20 protein-coding genes are annotated in these 18,335 nt (G+C 45.5%); 10 read left to right on the top strand and 10 right to left on the bottom strand.

From position 1 onward, the window contains the following. Positions 1 to 25: 25 nt before the first annotated feature. The 5 genes from Q9R36_RS03865 to Q9R36_RS03845 form a co-directional block, all read right to left on the bottom strand. Complete coding sequence (locus Q9R36_RS03865; RefSeq protein ID WP_009794302.1) at positions 26 to 493, bottom strand: YkyB family protein; 468 nt, start codon at positions 491 to 493, stop codon at positions 26 to 28. 146 nt (positions 494 to 639) lie between these two features. Beyond that, on the bottom strand, positions 640 to 1,914 hold the full coding sequence (locus tag Q9R36_RS03860) for an MFS transporter (protein ID WP_009794303.1): 1,275 nt from the start codon (positions 1,912 to 1,914) through the stop codon (positions 640 to 642). After that, a complete protein-coding gene (locus tag Q9R36_RS03855) occupies positions 1,915 to 2,526 on the bottom strand; it encodes a PadR family transcriptional regulator (RefSeq protein ID WP_022543658.1) in 612 nt (203 codons plus the stop codon). It abuts the gene before it with no gap. A gap of 386 nt (positions 2,527 to 2,912) precedes the next feature. Beyond that, positions 2,913 to 3,425, bottom strand: coding sequence for a L,D-transpeptidase family protein (locus Q9R36_RS03850; RefSeq protein ID WP_187445445.1), 513 nt, complete (start codon positions 3,423 to 3,425; stop codon positions 2,913 to 2,915). 66 nt (positions 3,426 to 3,491) lie between these two features. Next, positions 3,492 to 4,358: a metallophosphoesterase gene (locus Q9R36_RS03845; RefSeq protein WP_094768868.1), complete on the bottom strand. Its 867-nt coding sequence runs from the start codon at positions 4,356 to 4,358 to the stop codon at positions 3,492 to 3,494. A 235-nt stretch (positions 4,359 to 4,593) separates the two neighbouring features. Between Q9R36_RS03845 and fadH the strand changes: the two genes are divergently transcribed. Further along, entirely contained in the window at positions 4,594 to 5,355 is a 762-nt protein-coding gene (gene fadH, locus Q9R36_RS03840; RefSeq protein WP_224950141.1) for a 2,4-dienoyl-CoA reductase, read from the top strand. Between the two features lie 40 nt (positions 5,356 to 5,395). Here fadH and Q9R36_RS03835 read toward each other — a convergent pair whose 3' ends face one another. Further along, positions 5,396 to 6,154 (bottom strand): C39 family peptidase, encoded by a 759-nt coding sequence (locus tag Q9R36_RS03835; RefSeq protein WP_311224555.1) that lies wholly within the window; start codon positions 6,152 to 6,154, stop codon positions 5,396 to 5,398. A 193-nt stretch (positions 6,155 to 6,347) separates the two neighbouring features. Here Q9R36_RS03835 and Q9R36_RS03830 point away from each other — a divergent pair, with 193 nt between their 5' ends. From Q9R36_RS03830 to Q9R36_RS03820, 3 genes are all read left to right on the top strand, one after another. After that, the gene (locus Q9R36_RS03830) at positions 6,348 to 7,562 is read left to right on the top strand and encodes an EAL domain-containing protein (protein WP_009794312.1); all 1,215 of its coding nucleotides are present in this window, start codon (positions 6,348 to 6,350) and stop codon (positions 7,560 to 7,562) included. 69 nt (positions 7,563 to 7,631) lie between these two features. Further along, a complete protein-coding gene (locus Q9R36_RS03825) occupies positions 7,632 to 7,871 on the top strand; it encodes a hypothetical protein (RefSeq protein ID WP_311224554.1) in 240 nt (79 codons plus the stop codon). Positions 7,872 to 8,324: 453 nt separating this feature from the next. After that, entirely contained in the window at positions 8,325 to 8,984 is a 660-nt protein-coding gene (locus tag Q9R36_RS03820) for a DUF3993 domain-containing protein (protein ID WP_148950211.1), read from the top strand. A gap of 32 nt (positions 8,985 to 9,016) precedes the next feature. Here the strand turns inward: Q9R36_RS03820 and Q9R36_RS03815 are convergent, their stop codons facing one another. Further along, positions 9,017 to 9,253, bottom strand: a complete 237-nt coding sequence (locus Q9R36_RS03815; RefSeq protein WP_009794315.1) for a glutaredoxin family protein — start codon at positions 9,251 to 9,253, stop codon at positions 9,017 to 9,019. A 69-nt stretch (positions 9,254 to 9,322) separates the two neighbouring features. Next, positions 9,323 to 10,291, bottom strand: a complete 969-nt coding sequence (locus Q9R36_RS03810) for an MBL fold metallo-hydrolase (RefSeq protein ID WP_035402799.1) — start codon at positions 10,289 to 10,291, stop codon at positions 9,323 to 9,325. A gap of 320 nt (positions 10,292 to 10,611) precedes the next feature. Between Q9R36_RS03810 and Q9R36_RS03805 the strand changes: the two genes are divergently transcribed. Both Q9R36_RS03805 and cbpB read left to right on the top strand, forming a co-directional pair. Further along, positions 10,612 to 10,848, top strand: coding sequence for a YkuJ family protein (locus tag Q9R36_RS03805; protein WP_094768870.1), 237 nt, complete (start codon positions 10,612 to 10,614; stop codon positions 10,846 to 10,848). A gap of 333 nt (positions 10,849 to 11,181) precedes the next feature. Then, complete coding sequence (cbpB, locus tag Q9R36_RS03800; RefSeq protein ID WP_009794318.1) at positions 11,182 to 11,628, top strand: cyclic-di-AMP-binding protein CbpB; 447 nt, start codon at positions 11,182 to 11,184, stop codon at positions 11,626 to 11,628. 53 nt (positions 11,629 to 11,681) lie between these two features. Here the strand turns inward: cbpB and Q9R36_RS03795 are convergent, their stop codons facing one another. Then, positions 11,682 to 12,413 (bottom strand): sulfite exporter TauE/SafE family protein, encoded by a 732-nt coding sequence (locus Q9R36_RS03795; RefSeq protein WP_009794319.1) that lies wholly within the window; start codon positions 12,411 to 12,413, stop codon positions 11,682 to 11,684. Between the two features lie 110 nt (positions 12,414 to 12,523). On the opposite strand from Q9R36_RS03795, the gene Q9R36_RS03790 reads away from it, so the two are divergent. The 3 genes from Q9R36_RS03790 to Q9R36_RS03780 all read left to right on the top strand — a co-directional run bounded on the left by Q9R36_RS03790 (position 12,524) and on the right by Q9R36_RS03780 (position 15,406). After that, positions 12,524 to 13,408, top strand: a complete 885-nt coding sequence (locus Q9R36_RS03790; protein ID WP_009794320.1) for a transcriptional regulator CcpC — start codon at positions 12,524 to 12,526, stop codon at positions 13,406 to 13,408. Positions 13,409 to 13,478: 70 nt separating this feature from the next. After that, the gene (gene dapD, locus Q9R36_RS03785) at positions 13,479 to 14,189 is read left to right on the top strand and encodes a 2,3,4,5-tetrahydropyridine-2,6-dicarboxylate N-acetyltransferase (protein ID WP_009794321.1); all 711 of its coding nucleotides are present in this window, start codon (positions 13,479 to 13,481) and stop codon (positions 14,187 to 14,189) included. Between the two features lie 95 nt (positions 14,190 to 14,284). Continuing rightward, positions 14,285 to 15,406, top strand: coding sequence for an N-acetyldiaminopimelate deacetylase (locus Q9R36_RS03780; RefSeq protein ID WP_022543663.1), 1,122 nt, complete (start codon positions 14,285 to 14,287; stop codon positions 15,404 to 15,406). A 91-nt stretch (positions 15,407 to 15,497) separates the two neighbouring features. Here Q9R36_RS03780 and Q9R36_RS03775 read toward each other — a convergent pair whose 3' ends face one another. Beyond that, positions 15,498 to 16,382, bottom strand: coding sequence for a mechanosensitive ion channel family protein (locus Q9R36_RS03775; protein WP_009794323.1), 885 nt, complete (start codon positions 16,380 to 16,382; stop codon positions 15,498 to 15,500). Positions 16,383 to 16,580: 198 nt separating this feature from the next. On the opposite strand from Q9R36_RS03775, the gene Q9R36_RS03770 reads away from it, so the two are divergent. Beyond that, positions 16,581 to 18,335 (top strand): ABC transporter ATP-binding protein, encoded by a 1,755-nt coding sequence (locus Q9R36_RS03770; protein ID WP_311224553.1) that lies wholly within the window; start codon positions 16,581 to 16,583, stop codon positions 18,333 to 18,335.

Below are 18,335 nucleotides of genomic sequence, written 5' to 3'. Positions count from 1 at the left end.
GCTGAACAAGCGCCCTCCGCTTTTCTTAGTAGCTTTCTCCCAGTTTCTTGAATACCGGTTTTTGGTATTTCTTCTTTTTATCATGCTGCTGATTTTCCGATTCTTCCTTTAATCCTGTATAAGAAGACAGGAGTTTTTTTGCTTGTCCGAGTGGAAGCCGGGTTTTTGGATTGCGCACGGCGGAATCAAGCTTCCCGAGGTGGGGAAGGTCCTCGAAATCCTTTTTGGCAGGAGGGATGTGGAAGGTATAGCTCCCGCACTCCACCAGGACGTCTGATTGCTGCTGGCTGTATCTTGGATTGCCGGAATAGTGAAGGCCGATTTTACGGGCATCTCCGTTTTTAATCAGCTTCAGGATTGCTTCGTGCTTCAGTTTATATAAAAATTTAGGGTTTGTCGCTGTTTTCGCATGGCGGTTCACAGTGAAGATGGCTTGAGAGAGGTTTTCAACCGTTGAATGCAGCCGGGGGGTCTGACTCTTGTCCGAATTCAATGTTTTGGCTCCTTTCTAATCTTTAAACATAATAGAAAACATTGTACCAGCTTTTTCCGCAGATTAAAAGTCATGTCTTCCATAAAACTGCCAGAGGAAGAGATATAATTCATTATACCTCTTCCTTCTGGTTTTTGGAAAGATTATCAGACGGAGTGGCTGATTGATTTCTCCGGAGCTGACGCTTTAAGCTTCTTAAGTACGTAGAGCAGCACTAGAGCCCCCATTAGGCAAGTGGCGCTTCCTGCACCAGCCATAACATAAGATACACCCCATAATTTGGCCAGAAGGGCTCCCGCAGCAGGTGCAATCAGCATCGCGAAGGTCTGCAGGCCCATGGCTGCAGCAGATACCCTGCCCATCATTTTCTGCGGTGTTTCGGACTGCAGCACATAACCATATGGAACAGCTTCACCTGCTCCGAAAAAGCCGAGCAGGAAGGCACCTGCAAGCCAGACTATTTGGGGGAGATCAAGGATGCCGAAGCTGCCCAATCCGACCAGGATAATAAAAAGTCCGCTGATAAATGCTGAAGCAGACATTAAATGGATCGGACCCTTTTTCCAGAAAGTCCATTTTCCAAGCGCCAGTGACCCGGCAACACTCCCAAGGCCCACAGCACTGATTAAAAAGGTGAAACTTTCTTGCGTGAATCCGAGATTTTTTGCGACAAAGATAAACAGTCCATCATATAGGAAGATGATGAAAAATGCGGCAGAAGACAGCAGAATAGAAATCTTCAATAGCCGTGTGCCGGCAATATGCCTGATGCCAGCTGCGAAATCTGTCCAAAAGCTTTGCTCTTTCTCACCGGTCCTTTTTGCGGTTTCTGCATCGGCAGGCAATCCTTTGGATGCCGGCAGCGAGGCCAAAAAGAGGATGCTGACCAGAAAACCGGCCGCTTCAAACAGAAACGGGCTCTTGGTACCGAATACGGCCATGAGGAGGCCCCCAAGCGCAGGACCGGCAATTTTCATGGTATTCACTGACAGCTGGCTCAGCGTCACAGCCTCCGGCAGCTTATCTTCGGCCACAATTGCCCGGATCATGCTTTGCCTTGCCGGGTCATAAAGAGCAGCAGCAGTCCCTTTTAAAAAGACAAACAGCAGCAGTACATACAAATTTGGCGACCAGAAAAGTCCTGCGACAAATACAATTTTGCAAAACATGCAAACCATCATCAAAGTTTTCTTTGGCAGTCTGTCAACAAACACACTTGCAAACGGCCCGATCAAGACCCAGGGAATACCAAGAGTGATGATAACGGCAGCAATGGCAGATTCGCCAAGCCCCCAGTAATAGACAACAATGACCTGCAATGCCACAAAATCCAGCCAATTACCTAAATCGGAAAAGACCTGCGCCCCAAAAAGGGAACGGAAGGCTTTATCTTTCAACGGGGAGAAAATGCCGTTTTTCATTTATTCATCCTCCGATTTCAGTCCGAGCGATTCCCTGCGCCTGGACAGCAATTTTTTCTCTGCCCCGGTTGGATCCTGGCCTTCGGGCAATTCCCCGGCTTTTAATATGGATATGCTCTCGTCGATCCATCTCAGCTCCGTCTCCAGCCGCATCTCTGCATAGCGGATCGTCAGCATGCCTATACTGCTGACATAGGAAATCCCGTTCCTTGGCCATTCTTTCACGAAACCAAGGATATCTTCGGATTCGCGTTTTCTTTTCTCGAGATGGCTGATTAAATGGCGGGTATCCATATCCTTGTGCCAGGTGCTCATTTTCATGAATAGTTCATCTTTGACTGCCGGGTATGCTGGCGGGGTGCACAGCCACTCTTCAAATTCCTGCCACCCTTTTTCCGTCAGTTCATACAATTTTTTATTCCGTCCATTTTCCTCTTTTTCCATTGAGTATACATATCCCTCTTCCTCCAGCTTTTTCAGCTTCGGATAAATGCTTCCATAGCTCATGCCCCAATAAAGCCCTGCTGCTTTATGTTCAAATTCTGATTTAATATCATAGCCAGAGCTGGGCCAAAAGCTTAGTACTGCAAGTAAGCTGTGTTCAGTTGACAAGATAATCCCTCCACATATCATATTGATATATCGACTTGATATATCAATATGATACATTAGATGGAAGAAAATCACAATAGGCTTTTCTATATTTTGGCTGTGTTAGTGTACCTTGTTGGTTTTGGGCTCATTTTTAGCCAGATATTCGTCCTGCGGCCAAAAAAGCGAGATTTCTTTCGGCAGGACGAATATCTGGCTGCAGAAATGCGCGCAAACGAGAGTTTCACAAGATGAGCCCAAAATCAACAGCAATGTTTAACAAAGCCTATCTTTTGATTTGTTTGAAAATCCGGCAGGAAGAAACTAATAGAAAGATTACGGGCAGCCAATATTTCTAATCAAAATGGAAAACCCCATCCTGCCAATCTTTGCAGGATGGGGTTCTTTCAATTTCTAATCATAACCCGTGTTCCATTTGGTACAATTCCGGAAAGTTCCAGTACATCCTGGTTATTCATCCGCACACAGCCTTTGGAGACTGCCTTGCCGATGGAAGCAGGGTTATTGGTGCCATGGATCCCGTAGCCTGCTTTTGATAAAGAAAGCCACATGATGCCAAAAGGACCGCCAGGGTTGGGTTCGCGATTAACAATTACATAATCGCCTGGCGGTGTTTGTGTCAGCATCTTGCCGATGCCGACAGGATAGGTTTTTTGCAGGATTCCATTTTTAAGGAGGGACAAGCGGCGGGTGGATAACGTAATGCTTATTGAATACGGGATTGCTGAAGGCTCAGGAAGTCCGGGAATCATCACTCTTTGCCCTTGAAAAATCTGATTGGGGTTGCTGATTTGCGGGTTTGCGGCCAATAACTGGGCAATCGGGCGGCGGTAGTCCATTGAGATGCTTGTCAGGGTTTCACCTTGCCTTACTGTATGGTAGATAAGCAGCCACTCCATTCACAGGTTTATTACAGCATATGCACCAGCGGCTGTATTTTTCCTCCTGAGTGCAGATGTCTGCTCTCAGGAGGAATGGAAGGTGAAAAGTGTCAGCTCAGGCTTGGATAAAAATCTGAATGGAAGCCTTGTAGTGCCGAGCCCTCGATTGACATAAAGAGTCAAAGGGTCTGTGTCGCCGATTGTATAAAAGCCTTCATAGTATTTTTGTCCATAAGGCGGGGTGACCAGTGCCCCAAAAAACGGAATCTTAACCTGTCCTCCGTGGCTGTGGCCGCTCAGCTGAAAGTGGAAGGAATTTTCATATGCCTTGTCTGCCAGGTCCGGAGCGTGTGACAGGAGGATGCTGTAGTGTCCTTCCGGAATGCTTCCTGCCGTTTTTTTCAAATCGGGCCTTCCGAGCATGGCATCATCAACTCCCGCTATATAAATGCTGTTCTCTCCAAGCTTCACTTGATGAGACTCATTGAGGAGGAGTCTGAAGCCGCTTTTTTCAATGATATTTTTATAGATATCGGACCCGTAACCGCCGTGGTCATGATTGCCGTAGACGGCAAATTTGCCGAAAGGGGCATTAAGCTGCTCAAGGATTGAGACAATCTGCTCTGCCTGCATGAATTTATTAGGTTCATCCATCAGATCCCCTGTAAAGAAGATGATGTCCGGCTCCAGGCTGTTTATTTTGCCGGCGAGTTTTTCAAGCTGGCCGAGCGTGTACTGGAAGCCTATATGGGTATCGCTGAATTGCACAGCCCTGAAATTATTGAAGGCCTGCGGGATGGATGGATCTATTATCTTATGGACGGCCGTGTCCAGTAACTTCGGTTCAATCTCCCGCGCGTAATAATAGCTTCCGGAGCCTGCCGCCAATGCTGTCAAAAGAGACCCGGCAGCTGTTTTCAGAAATGATCTTCGTGATATTTTTTTAGTCATATATCTACCAGCCTATCTATATATGAATATACGTATTTATACTATCAGACAAGTGCGGGGAAAAGAAGGCGGCAATTCGCAGCAAATAGAAGAACAAGGTGACATTAAAGGAAATAATTAGAAAAAACTCTGTCCAAATCTCTTTCTAATAATTTTATATAAAAATATTAGAAAATTCTATATTTATGTTAAAATAGAATAATGAACGACTATTCATTTTTTGAGGGGGATTTTCATGGAAGGCAAAACAGTCATAGTGACCGGCGGATCGAGCGGGATGGGCAAATATATGGCAAAAAGATTCTCGGAAGCTGGAGCAAATGTCATGATTACCGGCCGCAACAAGGAAAAGCTGGAGGAAGCTAAAAAGGAAATCGAAACGAAGGGAGAAGTGCTTCCTTTTCAAATGGATGTCAGGGAGCCTGAGCATGTTAAAGCGATGGCGGAAAAAGCACATGATACTTTTGGCAGCATTAATTTTCTTGTCAATAATGCTGCTGGGAACTTCATTTGCCCGGCAGAGAGCCTGAGCGCCAATGGCTGGAATTCAGTCATTAATATCGTTTTAAATGGAACATTTTACTGCAGCAGCGAAATCGGAAAGTATTGGATTGAAAAGGGCATTAAAGGCAGCATCATCAACATGGTTGCCACTTATGCCTGGGATGCCGGGCCGGGGGTGATTCACTCGGCGGCTGCTAAGGCGGGGGTTCTTTCAATGACAAGGACGCTTGCTGTTGAGTGGGGCAGGAAGTATGGCATCCGTGTTAATGCAATAGCGCCAGGTCCTATTGAAAGGACAGGCGGTGCAGAAAAGCTTTGGGAGTCAGAGGAAGCAGCGAAAAGAACCTTGAACAGTGTCCCTTTAGGCCGGCTTGGAAAGCCGGAGGAAATTGCCGGGCTTGCGTTCTTCCTCTTTTCTGAACAAGCTGCCTATATTAATGGTGAATGTATTTCAATGGATGGGGGCCAGTGGCTCAACCAGCATCCTTTTTAACTGCTATGAGAACAGCGGCCTATCAGGCCGCTGCTCTTTCTTATTTATAGCTAATTGCCCTGGATTTCAATGCAAGCCATGAGGATTTGAATTTTTCTTTTGTGATGCGCACCTGTTTTTTCCCTGACAGCGGGTCATTTATATAAACAAACCGTGTGTCATAGCCTACAAGGGTTACCGCATGCAAATCGAGCGGCGTTTTAATTAACTCTCCTTCATGCGTCCAGGATTCCCATCGGTCAGGAAGCCTGTAATCACCTGTTGTCCATACTACTGCAGGATAGCCCTGGCTTACGTGTGACAGAATGTCTTCAAAGGATTTCCCCGTCAGATTCACTGCTCTGCCAGGAAGGTACTGCAGGGCCAGTTCAAAGATCGGTTTATCAAAGGCTGCATAGCCCGCTTGCTTTCCGGTCATGTCCCCGACAAACCCGTGGGCAGGATTTCCCCATTGAACAATATCCCTGTTTGATTTTATAATTGGATCAGGATCTTTTTTTATTTTGTGATAAAGGTCCATTTTATCAGCCTTGACTCCTGCGTATTGGAGCATCATGGCAAGGCTCGTCACTTCACAGCCATATTTCAGCTCAGGATTCTGCTTTATCAGCGGAACATCCAATATAACCTTCTCCCTGCCGGCAGCATTTTCAGGCTGCCCGGCAGTCTCCTTGCCTGCTGACAGGTTTTCTTGTATCTCACCCGAAGACTGGCCCTTCATTGCAGACCCCTGTTTGTCGAGGTGGCTGCTGCAGCCCAGCAGCGGAAGCATTAAGATGATCATATACATATTTTTCAAGGCTGGCCCTTCCTTCTATCCGGCGTTCCGAAAACAGGCCATGCCAGATCAAGAAACGGCTCCAGTTTTATTTTTATCATGGCTGGCCAAAGTTATTCCGGCGGTGTTGAACTTGGCCATATGCCTGCTGCGGGGAGTGCTTACATCCTGTTTGGCAGGCTCCAATAATTAAAATGAAAGGCGGGGAAAAGCGATGGATGCATTGGATATATTAACAGAACTTGACCGCGTTATACCGCATTTCCAGGCCATATTCAGTGCTGACGAACATAAGGTTATCGGTTATGAGGTATTGGGGAGATTTACTGCCGGCGGCTCGGCCGAAAGCCTTGGCCCGTTTTTTCTGGATGACAGCATCCCCGAAGAATACAGGCTTGAAGTGGATAACACGGTCCTGATGAAAGCACTCGATCATTTTGCCGGCAGGAAAGGGGAAGAGCTCATTTTCATCAACCGGGACGCCAGTCTTCTCATGCACGATTCCGGGGAGCATTTCCTGCAGCTCCTTTTGCAATACCAGGATAAAGGCATCAGCCCCGAAAGAATTGTACTCGAGATTACCGAAAGAAACTACAAGGGAGATCTTGAACACCTCGATCACCTCCTTAATTACTACAGGACGTACGGAATCAAGATAGCCGTTGACAATATGGGGAATGACAGCAGCAGGCTTGACAGGATCGGCCAGCTTTCCCCTGATATCATTAAAGCGGACCTAAAGGGTCTCAGGTCGAATGCGTCAGCTGCATCCTACCGCGATATTTTGTATTCTCTTTCCCTCCTGGCAAGAAGAATCGGGGCGACTCTCCTGTTTGAAAATATTGAAATGGTGTACCAGCTGCAGTTCGCCTGGAAAAATGGCGGAAGATACTACCAGGGATTTTATTTGTCCACACCCCAGGCTGCTACTATCGAGAAAGATTACCTGAAGGAAAAGCTGAAAACTGAATTCCATCGTTTTATCCTCCATGAAACAAAGAAGCTGGAAAAGATCCATGCAGCTGCTGAAGGATTTCAGACTAAAATCCAGGAGCTTTTGTCCAAGTACAAGAAAATTCAGGATTATGAAGAGCTTCTGCTGGCATTGTCGGGGGAAATGGATGGAGTTGCTTTCAGGATGTACGTATGCGATGTGGAAGGCTTCCAGCAGTCCCCCAATATCTTCAAAAAGGATGGAGACTGGATCATCCAGCATAAATATTACAGGAAGAACTGGAGCTGGCGCCCATACTTCCTTGAAAACATAGTGAGGATGAGAAATGACCAAAAAGGAATCCTGTCTGATCTGTACAGTGATATTGAAACAGGGGAAACCATCAGGACTTTTTCTTTCCCTTTGCATTCAAAGGATTACCTTTTCATAGATATTGCTTATTCTTTCTTGTATGACCAGGAAGGTCTGTTATAAGATTTTTCCTGTATAGTCCCTGAAGGTAAGTGGCACATTAGGAATACTACTTTCCCGGGGGGAATTCAAATGAGCGCTTTTATGACCATCCTTCTGATCATCGCTGCAGGCATTCTGCTGACCGGCTTATTATATACGATGTCCATCGCGCGAAATCAGAGAGCGGTAAAGGGAGAAATGGATTCAAGCATTTCCCGGCAGGTGCAGGATCATCCTTACATCCGGAATCCTGTCATTCTGACATATGCCATCTGCTTCATTCTTTTAGTCATTTTTATTGCCTACTACACAACTACAGTCAGCTGGTAGCTGATATGAAAAGGAGGGACTGCCGTTCAGGCAGTCTCTTTTTATTATTTGGCTGTGTTAGTGTTCCCTGTTGATTTGGGGCTGCTGGCTGAAATACAGCGACAAATCAACAATAATGTTTAATAAATCCTATTATCCAAGAAATTATTAAAAGTATGTCTGTGAATTATTTGGAATATTTCATCAACGTCCAGCAGCTCCACCGAGGTCACAAGCCAAACTTCCCAAAAAGGCAAAGAACGCCTTTCTGGGAGGTTCGTCTAATGCTTGTCGGGATGATTAAGAGCTTGCGCTTTTGTCCTTCCAATAAATGCACAGGTGAAATTCCTTGAAAACTGTTAGTCCTTCCTTAAATCGGGTAATTTCTTTAATAAATGTAAGAACTGTTCTAAAAAATTCATTTGTTTTTTAATTTAAGGATTATGACAAATAAACAATGAGGAGGAAGGATTTGTGTATATAAAAAGGATGATTATCCTGTCTGCTGCAGCCATTCTGGCGTTTATGCTTCCGAAGGCAGGTGCAGAAGCTGCTGAAGACCATGCTCTGGAAAACAGGGAAGAGGTGCTGCAGTTCCTGGAAAGTGCTTTTGAAGCGCAGACATCTCTGAGTGAGGAGCCAAGATCGCTGGAAGAGATAGAAGCTGTTCTTGACCCTTATTTTACAGACAGCTATGCAAGCCTCTTTCTGCAGGAGAACCTGTCAGAGGAAGGGAACGGGAATATTATTTACGGAACTGACTTTGGTTTGTATTATATACCGTTCTTTGAGTTTACGGAGGAGACGAAAGTGGTCATTGATCCTGAAAAAATTCTTGTATTTGAATATTTTCCAGCAATGAACGAAGGTCCAACTGCTTATGCAGGACATTATGAAGGCATCCGGATCGAAAAAACTGATTCAGGCTGGAAAGTGGCAGAATGGCTTTATGATGAGGCGCCCCTGAATATATTATCAAGTGCGACTTCTGATTTAGTATACAAAGGATCCAATGGCAGGACCGGATTCTCAAGGGATGCGGATAATCTTAAACCGATGGCCGGCAGCGTTTTGCCGGTTCCCGGCCTGACCCTGAGCGGCAGTGATAAAAGGCTGCTGCTGATGGAGGCATAAAGAAGAGAGCAGGCTGCAGCCTGCTCTTCTTCCTATTCGATATTCAGCTCTGCTTTTAACTTTTCCAGGTCAAAACCAGTTATGACGGTTTGATCGATCACAAAGGTTGGAGTGGAGTAGGAATTATATCTTTTGGTTAATTCTTCTCTGGCTTTTTTATCGGTGCTGATATCCTTCACTTCATATGAAAAGCCGTATTCCTGGAGGAAGCGCTTGGAAATCTCGCATGGCGGGCAGTCTGGCTGAGAATATAGGGTAATTTGCTTCATTTGAATTTGCTCCTTAATTTTCGTTGCACATCAAATATACCATATTTTAATGAAAGGCTATTATGCTCTTTACCGCAGTTTTTCCGTTTTATTGTCCCTTTTTGCCAAATAATCCGCAAGCCCCATCGCTGACACTTCTAAATCAAGTGACAGCAGGCTGTATATAGGATGGTCGTCCGCAATGCCCTTTTGGCTTAAATGGGCAAAGACCCTCTTTTTGAGGCGAGAGGCTATTTGGCCAGGTGCTTCATTATGTGAAGCGGCGTGAAAGGCTGTTTCTGCTTCTTCAATGAATATTTCAAGCCAGCTCCTGACCTGAAAATATGCTTCTGCAGGATTTCGCGATATGCCATAGTGCCCGAAGAAAAGGCAGTCAAGTTTTCTTGATTCATACAAAGAGATGGAAGCCAGCATTTTTTCAGGACTGAATTGATTTGGCGAAGTGGAAGGCAAGTAAAATTCAGTGCCCTCCCTATAAAGCTGAGGATAGAAGATGCCAGCCGTGTCGCCTGTAAACATTCCGTTTTCAGGGGGATAATAGACACTGAAGTGATGGTTTGCATGACCTGGTGTATCAAAAAAGGCTAGTGTACATGTATCGCTCAGCCTCAGCTCCCTTCCATCCTCCATTGCTTCCAGCCTGTCTGGCGGGATTGGGAGTATCGGATCAAAGAGAGCTTCAAATTGATCGCCGTATACGGCTTTTGCTCCGGCAATCAGGCGGGATGGATCTGCCAGATGTTTTTCGCCCTTTGGATGGACCATCACTTTTGCCTGCGGGCATGATTTGAGCAAAAGTCCAGCTCCCCCGGCATGATCAAGGTGAATGTGGGTGAGGATGATATATTTCACTTCTTTGACAGAGAGGTTTAACGCTTCGAGCCCATCAAGGATTCTTGTGACTGAAGGGCTTGCTGAGGTTTCAATGATGGCAAGGCTGTCTTCAGCCAATATGTAAGTTCCTGTCCGCTCTTCCATATTCAGGTCGTAACCATCGATTAAAAAAAGCTTTTCGGCTAACTTTGCCGGCTTTTGCAAAAAAATCACGTCCTTTTCCGAAGCTTTTGCTTGTACAAAGCATGTCATTATTTTATGCTGTTAATATTGGCATGTAAAGAATTACGGTTCGAATATTCTGATTTTAAATCTTTGGGATAGAAACATGCTGAAAGTGAAACCTAAGAGCAAGATGAAGGTTTGTATGAAGGAAAAGGAACGGAGCTTTCCCGTTTGCAGGTTCGCCGGCTTAAGGATGGAGCAGCTCCGCCGATGCTGCCGATTGGAATTTGGTTTCCAATGTCCTTCATATATAATGGCGGCATATATTTGATTTGGTTTTGTTCGAAAGGAGAGGGAGCATGTCACAGCTTCAAGGTATATTAACACGTCTAAAGAATTTACAGGAACAGTCAAGCAGCGGGGAACCCGCCCAGCGTTTCTTTGAGGTGAATGGCGAAAGAAAATGCCAGGTTACTTATCATCCAAAAACAGAGACATACGAGCTGGAAGTATATAATGACAAAGAAAAGCCAAAAAGATACCAGTTTGACAATATGGATATGATTACAATTGAAATCTTTGATCTCATCCAATAACGCAATTCCCTTTAAAGGAACCCTCGAGGTTCCTTTTTTGCGTTTTCCATGAGTATGCCTGCCTATGCATCAGGATAAACTTCAAAAATCAGTCTATCCTAATAGATAAAAGGGGTGAAGCCATGTTTCCGACAGTTGAATGTCCGAAATGCCATAAGGATGAAAGCATGGAACAGGTATTAACGGCACAATCCAACCAGAATGTTATTTATAGATGCCCAAAATGCCGTTTTACCATAAAAGATATTCCTACCAGCAAAGGGTAAGAAGGCCAGCGCCGAAAAAATATGATAAAATGAAAAAGTAAACACTTTCATTTGAGGAGTTTCGGCTATGATAAGTCTTCACAGTAGTGAGTATCTGGAAATAAGCATCAGGGACCTTATGATCCCTTCTGAAAGGGTAGCCCATGTACAAATTGGCAATACCTTGGAGCATGCCGTGCTTGTGCTGACCAAAAGCGGCTATACAGCGATTCCTGTACTGGATCCAGGCTATAAACTCCACGGCCTCATAGGCACTCCTTCCATCATGGATTCCATCCTCGGGATCGAAAGGATCGAGTTTGAAAAATTGGAGGAAAAACGGGTGGAGGCATGCATGAATCAAAATATTCCCCGCCTAAAAGCAGATTCGGATATGAAGCTGGCAATAGAGCTTTTGGTTGATCATCCCTTTGTCTGCGTCGAAAATGATGACGGTTTCTTTGAGGGAATATTAACAAGGAGAGCACTCCTTGACCGGCTGAACAAGCATGTGCGCAGACTGAACAGGAAATAATTTCAGCAGCTCCTGAGGGGGCTGTTTTTTTCTTTACAAAGAGTTTGGCTGCATCATTGCAGCAGTCTTGCTGACAGCTGGATGATCAGGAGAATGGTGATACCATGAAGAAGCCTTTTCAGGCAGCGGGGATTGATTTTACCAGCTGCCCTGACAGCGAGATGGGCACCGAGGAGAGATCCTGTCAGCAGACAGAGGGAAGGCCTGAGCTGGAAGTTTCCTGCTGCAAGATAGATTGTGAACGATGCAAAGCAGCTGATGAATGTCTGGAATCGGCTGAAAGCCACCGCCCTGATATAATTAAATCCCTTATTCAAAAAGGTATACATAAGCAGGGTTCCCTGGCCAGGTCCAAAGAGCCCGTCATATGCCCCTATAAAATAGATGGACGGAAATAATCGCGGTGTGATGCCTGACTCGCCGGCAGTTTCCGCCGGCTTCTTCAGCATTGTGATGACAAGCGCAAAAACCAGCAGGGAAGCTGCAAGCATCGTCATGGCTTTTTCCGGGATGCTGTTGGCCAGTAGAGCGCCTGTGGCTCCTCCCGCAAGCCCGAAAGGCAGAGTCTGTAAACAGTCTCTCAAACCAATTTCCCTTTTCCGCAGCAGATAGAAAAAGCTGGAGAAAGAACTGAAGATATTTGAAAATTTAGCCGCCGCAACTGCAGTGTGGACAGGAATGCCGAGCAGGAGCATGGAGGGCATTCCGATAAGTCCGCCGCTCCCGGCAAGTGTTCCGATAAAAGCAGACAAAAAACCTATAAATATTAAAAGAGTATATTCCATTTCATCCCTCCTTCGCTATCATTGTATTCATTTCATGTTCATAATGAAAATCGGAAATTTTTAAGATATAATATAAGAAAAAGTTATAAAGTGAATAAGGGGAAGATTATATGTCAGCACTTTCTGAATTTCATCTATTATCGGTCCTGGCTCAGGAAATGAATATGAGAAAGGCGGCGGAACGGCTCTTTGTCTCACAGCCTGCCCTGTCGCAAAGGCTGCAGTCGATTGAAAAAGAATGGGAAACCAAATTGTTTGTGCGTTCTCAGAAGGGTCTTACCCTGACCCCTGCCGGCGAGCTGGTGATTCAGTTTGCCAATGAGGTCATTGGAAGAGAAGAAAAGGTCAAAGAATCCATCGGGGCCCTTAACTCAGAGGTGCATGGGACTTTAAAGCTGGCCGTTGCTTCCATTGTCGGGCAGAACTGGCTTCCCCAGGTTTTGAAAAAGTATATCAGCCGGTATCCTCAGGCTAAAATATCCCTTATGACAGGCTGGAGCAGCGAAATTTCCAAATCTCTGTATGAAGATCAGGTACATATCGGCATCATTCGCGGAACTCCTGACTGGAAGGGAGTCAAAATCCATCTGTTCAAGGACAGCCTCTACCTTGTTGACAAGGAAATCACCCGGCCTGAGCAGGTGCTTGAAACAGACCGGCCATTCATCCAGTTCAAAAGCGACTCTAATTATTATCAGGAAATCCAGGACTGGTGGATGAGGCAATTCAAGACCCCGCCTAAAAGGACTGTTGTTGTAGATCAGATTGAAACATGCAAACAAATGGCCTTTAATGGCATCGGCTATGCCATCCTTCCGGCAATCACGCTTAACGGAGCAGAAAAGGATATATTTAAGATTCCGTTATTGGATGAGAACAATGAACCAATAGAACGGGATACTTGGCTGCTGGGCTATGAGTCTGCCTTCAGGCTGAAGCAGGTAAGAGCATTTGCGGAATTGATAAGAGAGCATGTAGAAGAGGGGGGAAATTAGGTTTTTTTCTTGTTTTCGGTGCTTTTGTTTGTTAAAGTAATGCTAGTTACATACATAGGAGGCCTGTCACATGAAAATGATGGACGCAAATGAGATTATCTCATTCATACAAAATAGCACAAAATCAACACCGGTTAAATTATACGTAAAGGGCGATTTGGAAGGATTGGATTTCGGTCCGTCTGCTAAAACCTTCTTAACCGGCAATACTGCAGTAGTGTTTGGAGAGTGGGCTGAAATCAGCCAGGCGCTTGAAGCAAATGCTTCACAGATTGAAGACTATGTTGTGGAAAATGACCGCCGCAATTCAGCGATCCCATTGCTTGACATGAAAAACATCAAGGCGAGGATCGAGCCGGGTGCCATTATCAGGGATCAGGTTGAAATCGGGGACAATGCAGTAATCATGATGGGTGCTTCCATCAATATCGGAGCGGTTGTAGGCGAAGGCACGATGATTGATATGAATGTGGTCCTTGGAGGCCGTGCGACTGTCGGGAAGAATTGCCATATCGGGGCGGGATCTGTTCTTGCAGGTGTCATTGAGCCGCCTTCAGCCAAGCCGGTTATCGTTGAAGATGACGTAGTCATCGGAGCAAATGCCGTTGTCCTGGAGGGCGTTACAGTAGGCAAGGGTGCTGTTGTTGCAGCAGGCGCCATTGTTATTGATGATGTTCCTCCATACACAGTAGTGGCTGGCACTCCGGCACGCGTCATCAAGGAAATTGACGAAAAGACAAAATCAAAGACTGAAATCAAGCAGGAGCTTCGCCAGCTGTAAAGGCAGGCTGGAGGACCGTGCCTTCCAAAAGGGAGACCGGTCCTTTTTTGTACCTTTTTTACGCAGGATTTTCACATTTAAAGGAGAGAGAACATATGAATCGGTTCATTCAGATTAGAAGGGATCTGCACCAGATTCCCGAGCTGGGATATAAAGAGTTCAAAACACAGCAGTATCTGCTTGATTATCTGGGGACACTTGACCAGGCCAATATGGAGATCAGAACATGGAAAACAGGCATTTTTGTGAAACTGAACGGGACAATGCCTGGCAAACTGATCGGCTATAGAGCTGATATCGACGGCCTTCCGATTACCGAGGAAACGGGCTTCGGATTTTCATCCCGGCATGAAGGCAATATGCATGCCTGCGGACATGATTTCCACATGAGCATTGCCCTTGGCCTTATTGCCTATTTTTCGGAAAACCGTGTAAAAGATGATCTTTTGTTTATCTTCCAGCCTGCAGAGGAGGGACCTGGCGGTGCGGAGCCGATGCTGAAATCGGATATTATGAAAGAATGGCGCCCTGATATGATTGCGGCACTCCATATCGCTCCAGAATACCCGGCGGGGGCGGTTGCCGTTAAAGAAGGGCTCCTCTTTGCGAATACTTCAGAGCTTTTTATTGATTTAAAGGGAAAAGGAGGGCATGCCGCCTATCCTCATCAAACAAATGACATGATAGTCGCTGCATGCTCACTTGTCTCACAGCTTCAAACGGTCATAGCAAGAAATGTTGATCCTCTGGACAGCGCGGTCATTACGATTGGAAAAATCACCGGCGGGACGGTCCAGAATATTATCGCCGAGAAAGCAAGGCTTGAGGGGACAATCAGGACCCTTTCTGTGGAATCCATGGCAAGGGTGAAGAAAAGGATAGAGGCTCTGGTCAAAGGCACCGAAGCCGGCTTTGAATGCGAAGCGACGATAGATTATGGTGCCATGTACCATCAGGTCTATAATGACGAAGTGCTCACGAGGGAGTTCATGGACTTTTTGCGCACCGGAACTGAAGCAGAGGTGATTGAATGCAAGGAAGCGATGACAGGCGAAGATTTTGGCTATATGCTGAGCGAAATTCCGGGGTTCATGTTCTGGCTGGGGGCAGATTCGGAATTCGGTTTGCATCATTCCCGGCTGCAGCCAAAGGAAGAGGCAATAGAAAAAGCAATCTCTTATATGACGGCTTATCTGGAATATAAAGGGAACCAATAAAGCTGCAAGAAAGATAAAAGGATGATCCGATGAGGACCATCCTTTTTTAATATAAAATTTTGCAGCCCGATAAACACTTGCCCGGCCTTCTTCAATTACTGCTGTTTTTTTCAATATAGACCTGATGCGGATACGGGATTTCAATGCCGTTGGCGTCGAGCGCTTCTTTCAGCGCTTTGCGCAATTCCCGTTCAACGCCCCACTGCTCCATATTCTGCGTTTTTGCTATAATGCGCAGAACCACGTCCGAGGAGCCAAGGGACTGTATGCCTATCACATTCGGTCCGTCCATGATGCTCTCGTTACCCGCTTTCACCTTGTCGCATGCCTCCTGGAGAACCATGATTGCTTTATCGATGTCATCGTCATAGGAAATGCCAATATCGACAAGTGCTCTCATGTTTCCGCGGGAATGATTGCTCAGGCTCGTAATCTCCCTGTTGGGTACAAAATGGAGCGTTCCATCAAATCCCCTGATCTGCGTTGTTCTGAGGCCAACCTGCTCGACAATGCCGGAAAAGCTGGCAGCTGTGACATAATCCCCTACATCTATCTGTTTCTCAAGAAGCAGGAAGAAGCCTGTAACCACATCGCTCACAAGGCCCTGGGCGCCAAAGCCGATAGCAAGACCCACAACACCGGCACCAGCCAGGATAGCAGTAGCCTGGATCCCAAAAATCTGCAGGACGGTTACGGTAACAATAAAAATCAGTACATAAGAAAAAACATTGCTTGTCAGGCTTTTAAGCGTCTGGGCCCGTGCCGAAGAAATATTCTCCCGCTGTTCAAAAGTGTCGAAGCTCTTTGAAATAAGCCTGCCGCCTGCAGCTCTTACAATCAAAAAAATGATGAAGATGGCTGCAAGTTTTAGAATGGCTGCCCCTGCAGAGAAAGCGAGGGCTCCCCAATCAATATTTCCAAAATACTCTCCAGCTTCTCTTAAATTCAAAAAATCAATCCTTTCATATGTAAGCATTTTTTCATTCTAACAAACATACAGCGGGCTGAACAACAAATCCCCTTCCCGGCAGAAAAAAAAAATCAGATTTTAAATAGTCAAAAAAACTGGAAAATTCAGATTGAAAACTATAGATAATTATTTCGATAACCGTTATATTTAGTATTACGGTCTTTTATTTTTCAATTCTTAACAACGAGAGAGGGGGAAATGGAATTGGAAATATTTAAGAAACTTAAGGAATATTACTGGCCCTATAAGAAATATTTTATTTGGTCGATGGTATTCCTGCTGGCTGTGACAGGCATTACGGTGGTTTATCCGATGATTCTTCAGCTGACCATTGATGAGGTGGTGCTGGGAGGGAAATATGAATGGATTCCCTATTTAGCTTTCGGCTTCATCGGCATCATGTTCGTTAAAGGAATTGCAACTTATATTCATCAATATACTGGAGATCTATTTGGCATCACATCCGTATATAAACTGAGAAACTCACTTTATGAAAAACTGCAGTTCCTTCCATTCAAGTATTACGATAATGCAAAAACAGGGGATATCATGTCAAGGCTGACAGCAGATGTCGAGGGGTTCAGGTTTTGCCTGTCCTTCGGATTTTCAGAGCTGATCCGTTTCATCCTGCTTATCGGCATCAGTTTCTCTGTTATGTTTTATTACTCAGTGCCGCTTACCTTAGTGACACTTGCAACCCTGCCGTTTCTTGCTGTGGTAACCTTTAAATTTGATAAAGCTGTCCATCCTGCCTTCAGGGGCATCAGGAAGTCGTTCGGAAAGCTGAATACAAAGGTGCAGGAAAATATCAGCGGCATCAATACGGTGAAATCCCTTTCAAGGGAAGACTTTGAAATAGGGAAGTTCAACCGGTCCAATGAGGACTATAAAGACAATTATTTATTCACCTCCGATATCTGGGCAAAATATTTCCCGCTTATGGAGTTCCTGGGAAATCTCAGTGTCGTTCTCCTGCTTTCTTATGGCGGGTATCTCGTAATAGACGGATCCCTGCAGCCAGGGGAGCTTGTAGCATTCTACAGTCTTGTATGGTATATAATGTGGCCGATTATGAACCTCGGATTTGTCATCAATCTATTTTCCCAGGCCAAGGCTTCGGGCGAGAGGCTGCTGGAGATACTGGAAGCAGAAAATGAAATCAAAGAGACTGACCATGCTGCCGAACCCGACAGGATCCATGGGGAGGTAGACTTCAAGTCTGTATCCTTACAGTACACAAAGGAAGATAAAGAGGCGCTCCATGACGTTTCATTCAAGGCGCATCCTGGCAAGACAATCGGGCTCATCGGTGCAACCGGTTCAGGCAAAACAAGCGTAACCCAGCTGATGACGCGCTTTTACGAAGCATCTTCAGGGGAAGTGCTGATTGATGGAAGAAATGTCAGGGACTATTCACTTGAAGCGCTGAGAAGCGGAATAGGCTTTGTCCTTCAGGAATCTTTCCTGTTTTCTTCATCCATTAAAGCAAATATTTCTTATGGAAGACCTGAAGCTTCCATAGAAGAAATCATGGATGCTGCTAAACGGGCACAGGCGCATGAATTCATCATGGAACTGCCTGAAGGGTATGATACCATGCTCGGGGAAAGAGGAATGGGCCTGTCCGGCGGCCAGAAACAGAGGATCGCAATAGCCAGGGCGATCTGCACAGACCCCGGCATCCTTATCCTGGACGATGCTACCTCTGCAGTGGATATGACGACAGAATTTAATATCCAGCAGGCACTAAAGGAAGTCATGAAGGGGCGGACGACCTTCATTATCGCTCACAGGATTTCTTCCTTGAAGCATGCTGATGAAATCCTTGTTTTTAAAGACGGCCGCATTGCTGAAAGGGGCCGGCATGAAGATCTGCTGAAGAATAACGGTCCATATCAGCGGATTTACGATATTCAATACAAGGACCATCAAAAGGTCCTCCAATCTCAAATAAGCTAA

The sequence above is a fragment of the Bacillus sp. AG4(2022) genome (assembly GCF_031844465.1).
Taxonomy (GTDB): domain Bacteria; phylum Bacillota; class Bacilli; order Bacillales; family Cytobacillaceae; genus Bacillus_AB; species Bacillus_AB infantis.
This window is presented reverse-complemented; position numbering and strand designations above follow the sequence as displayed.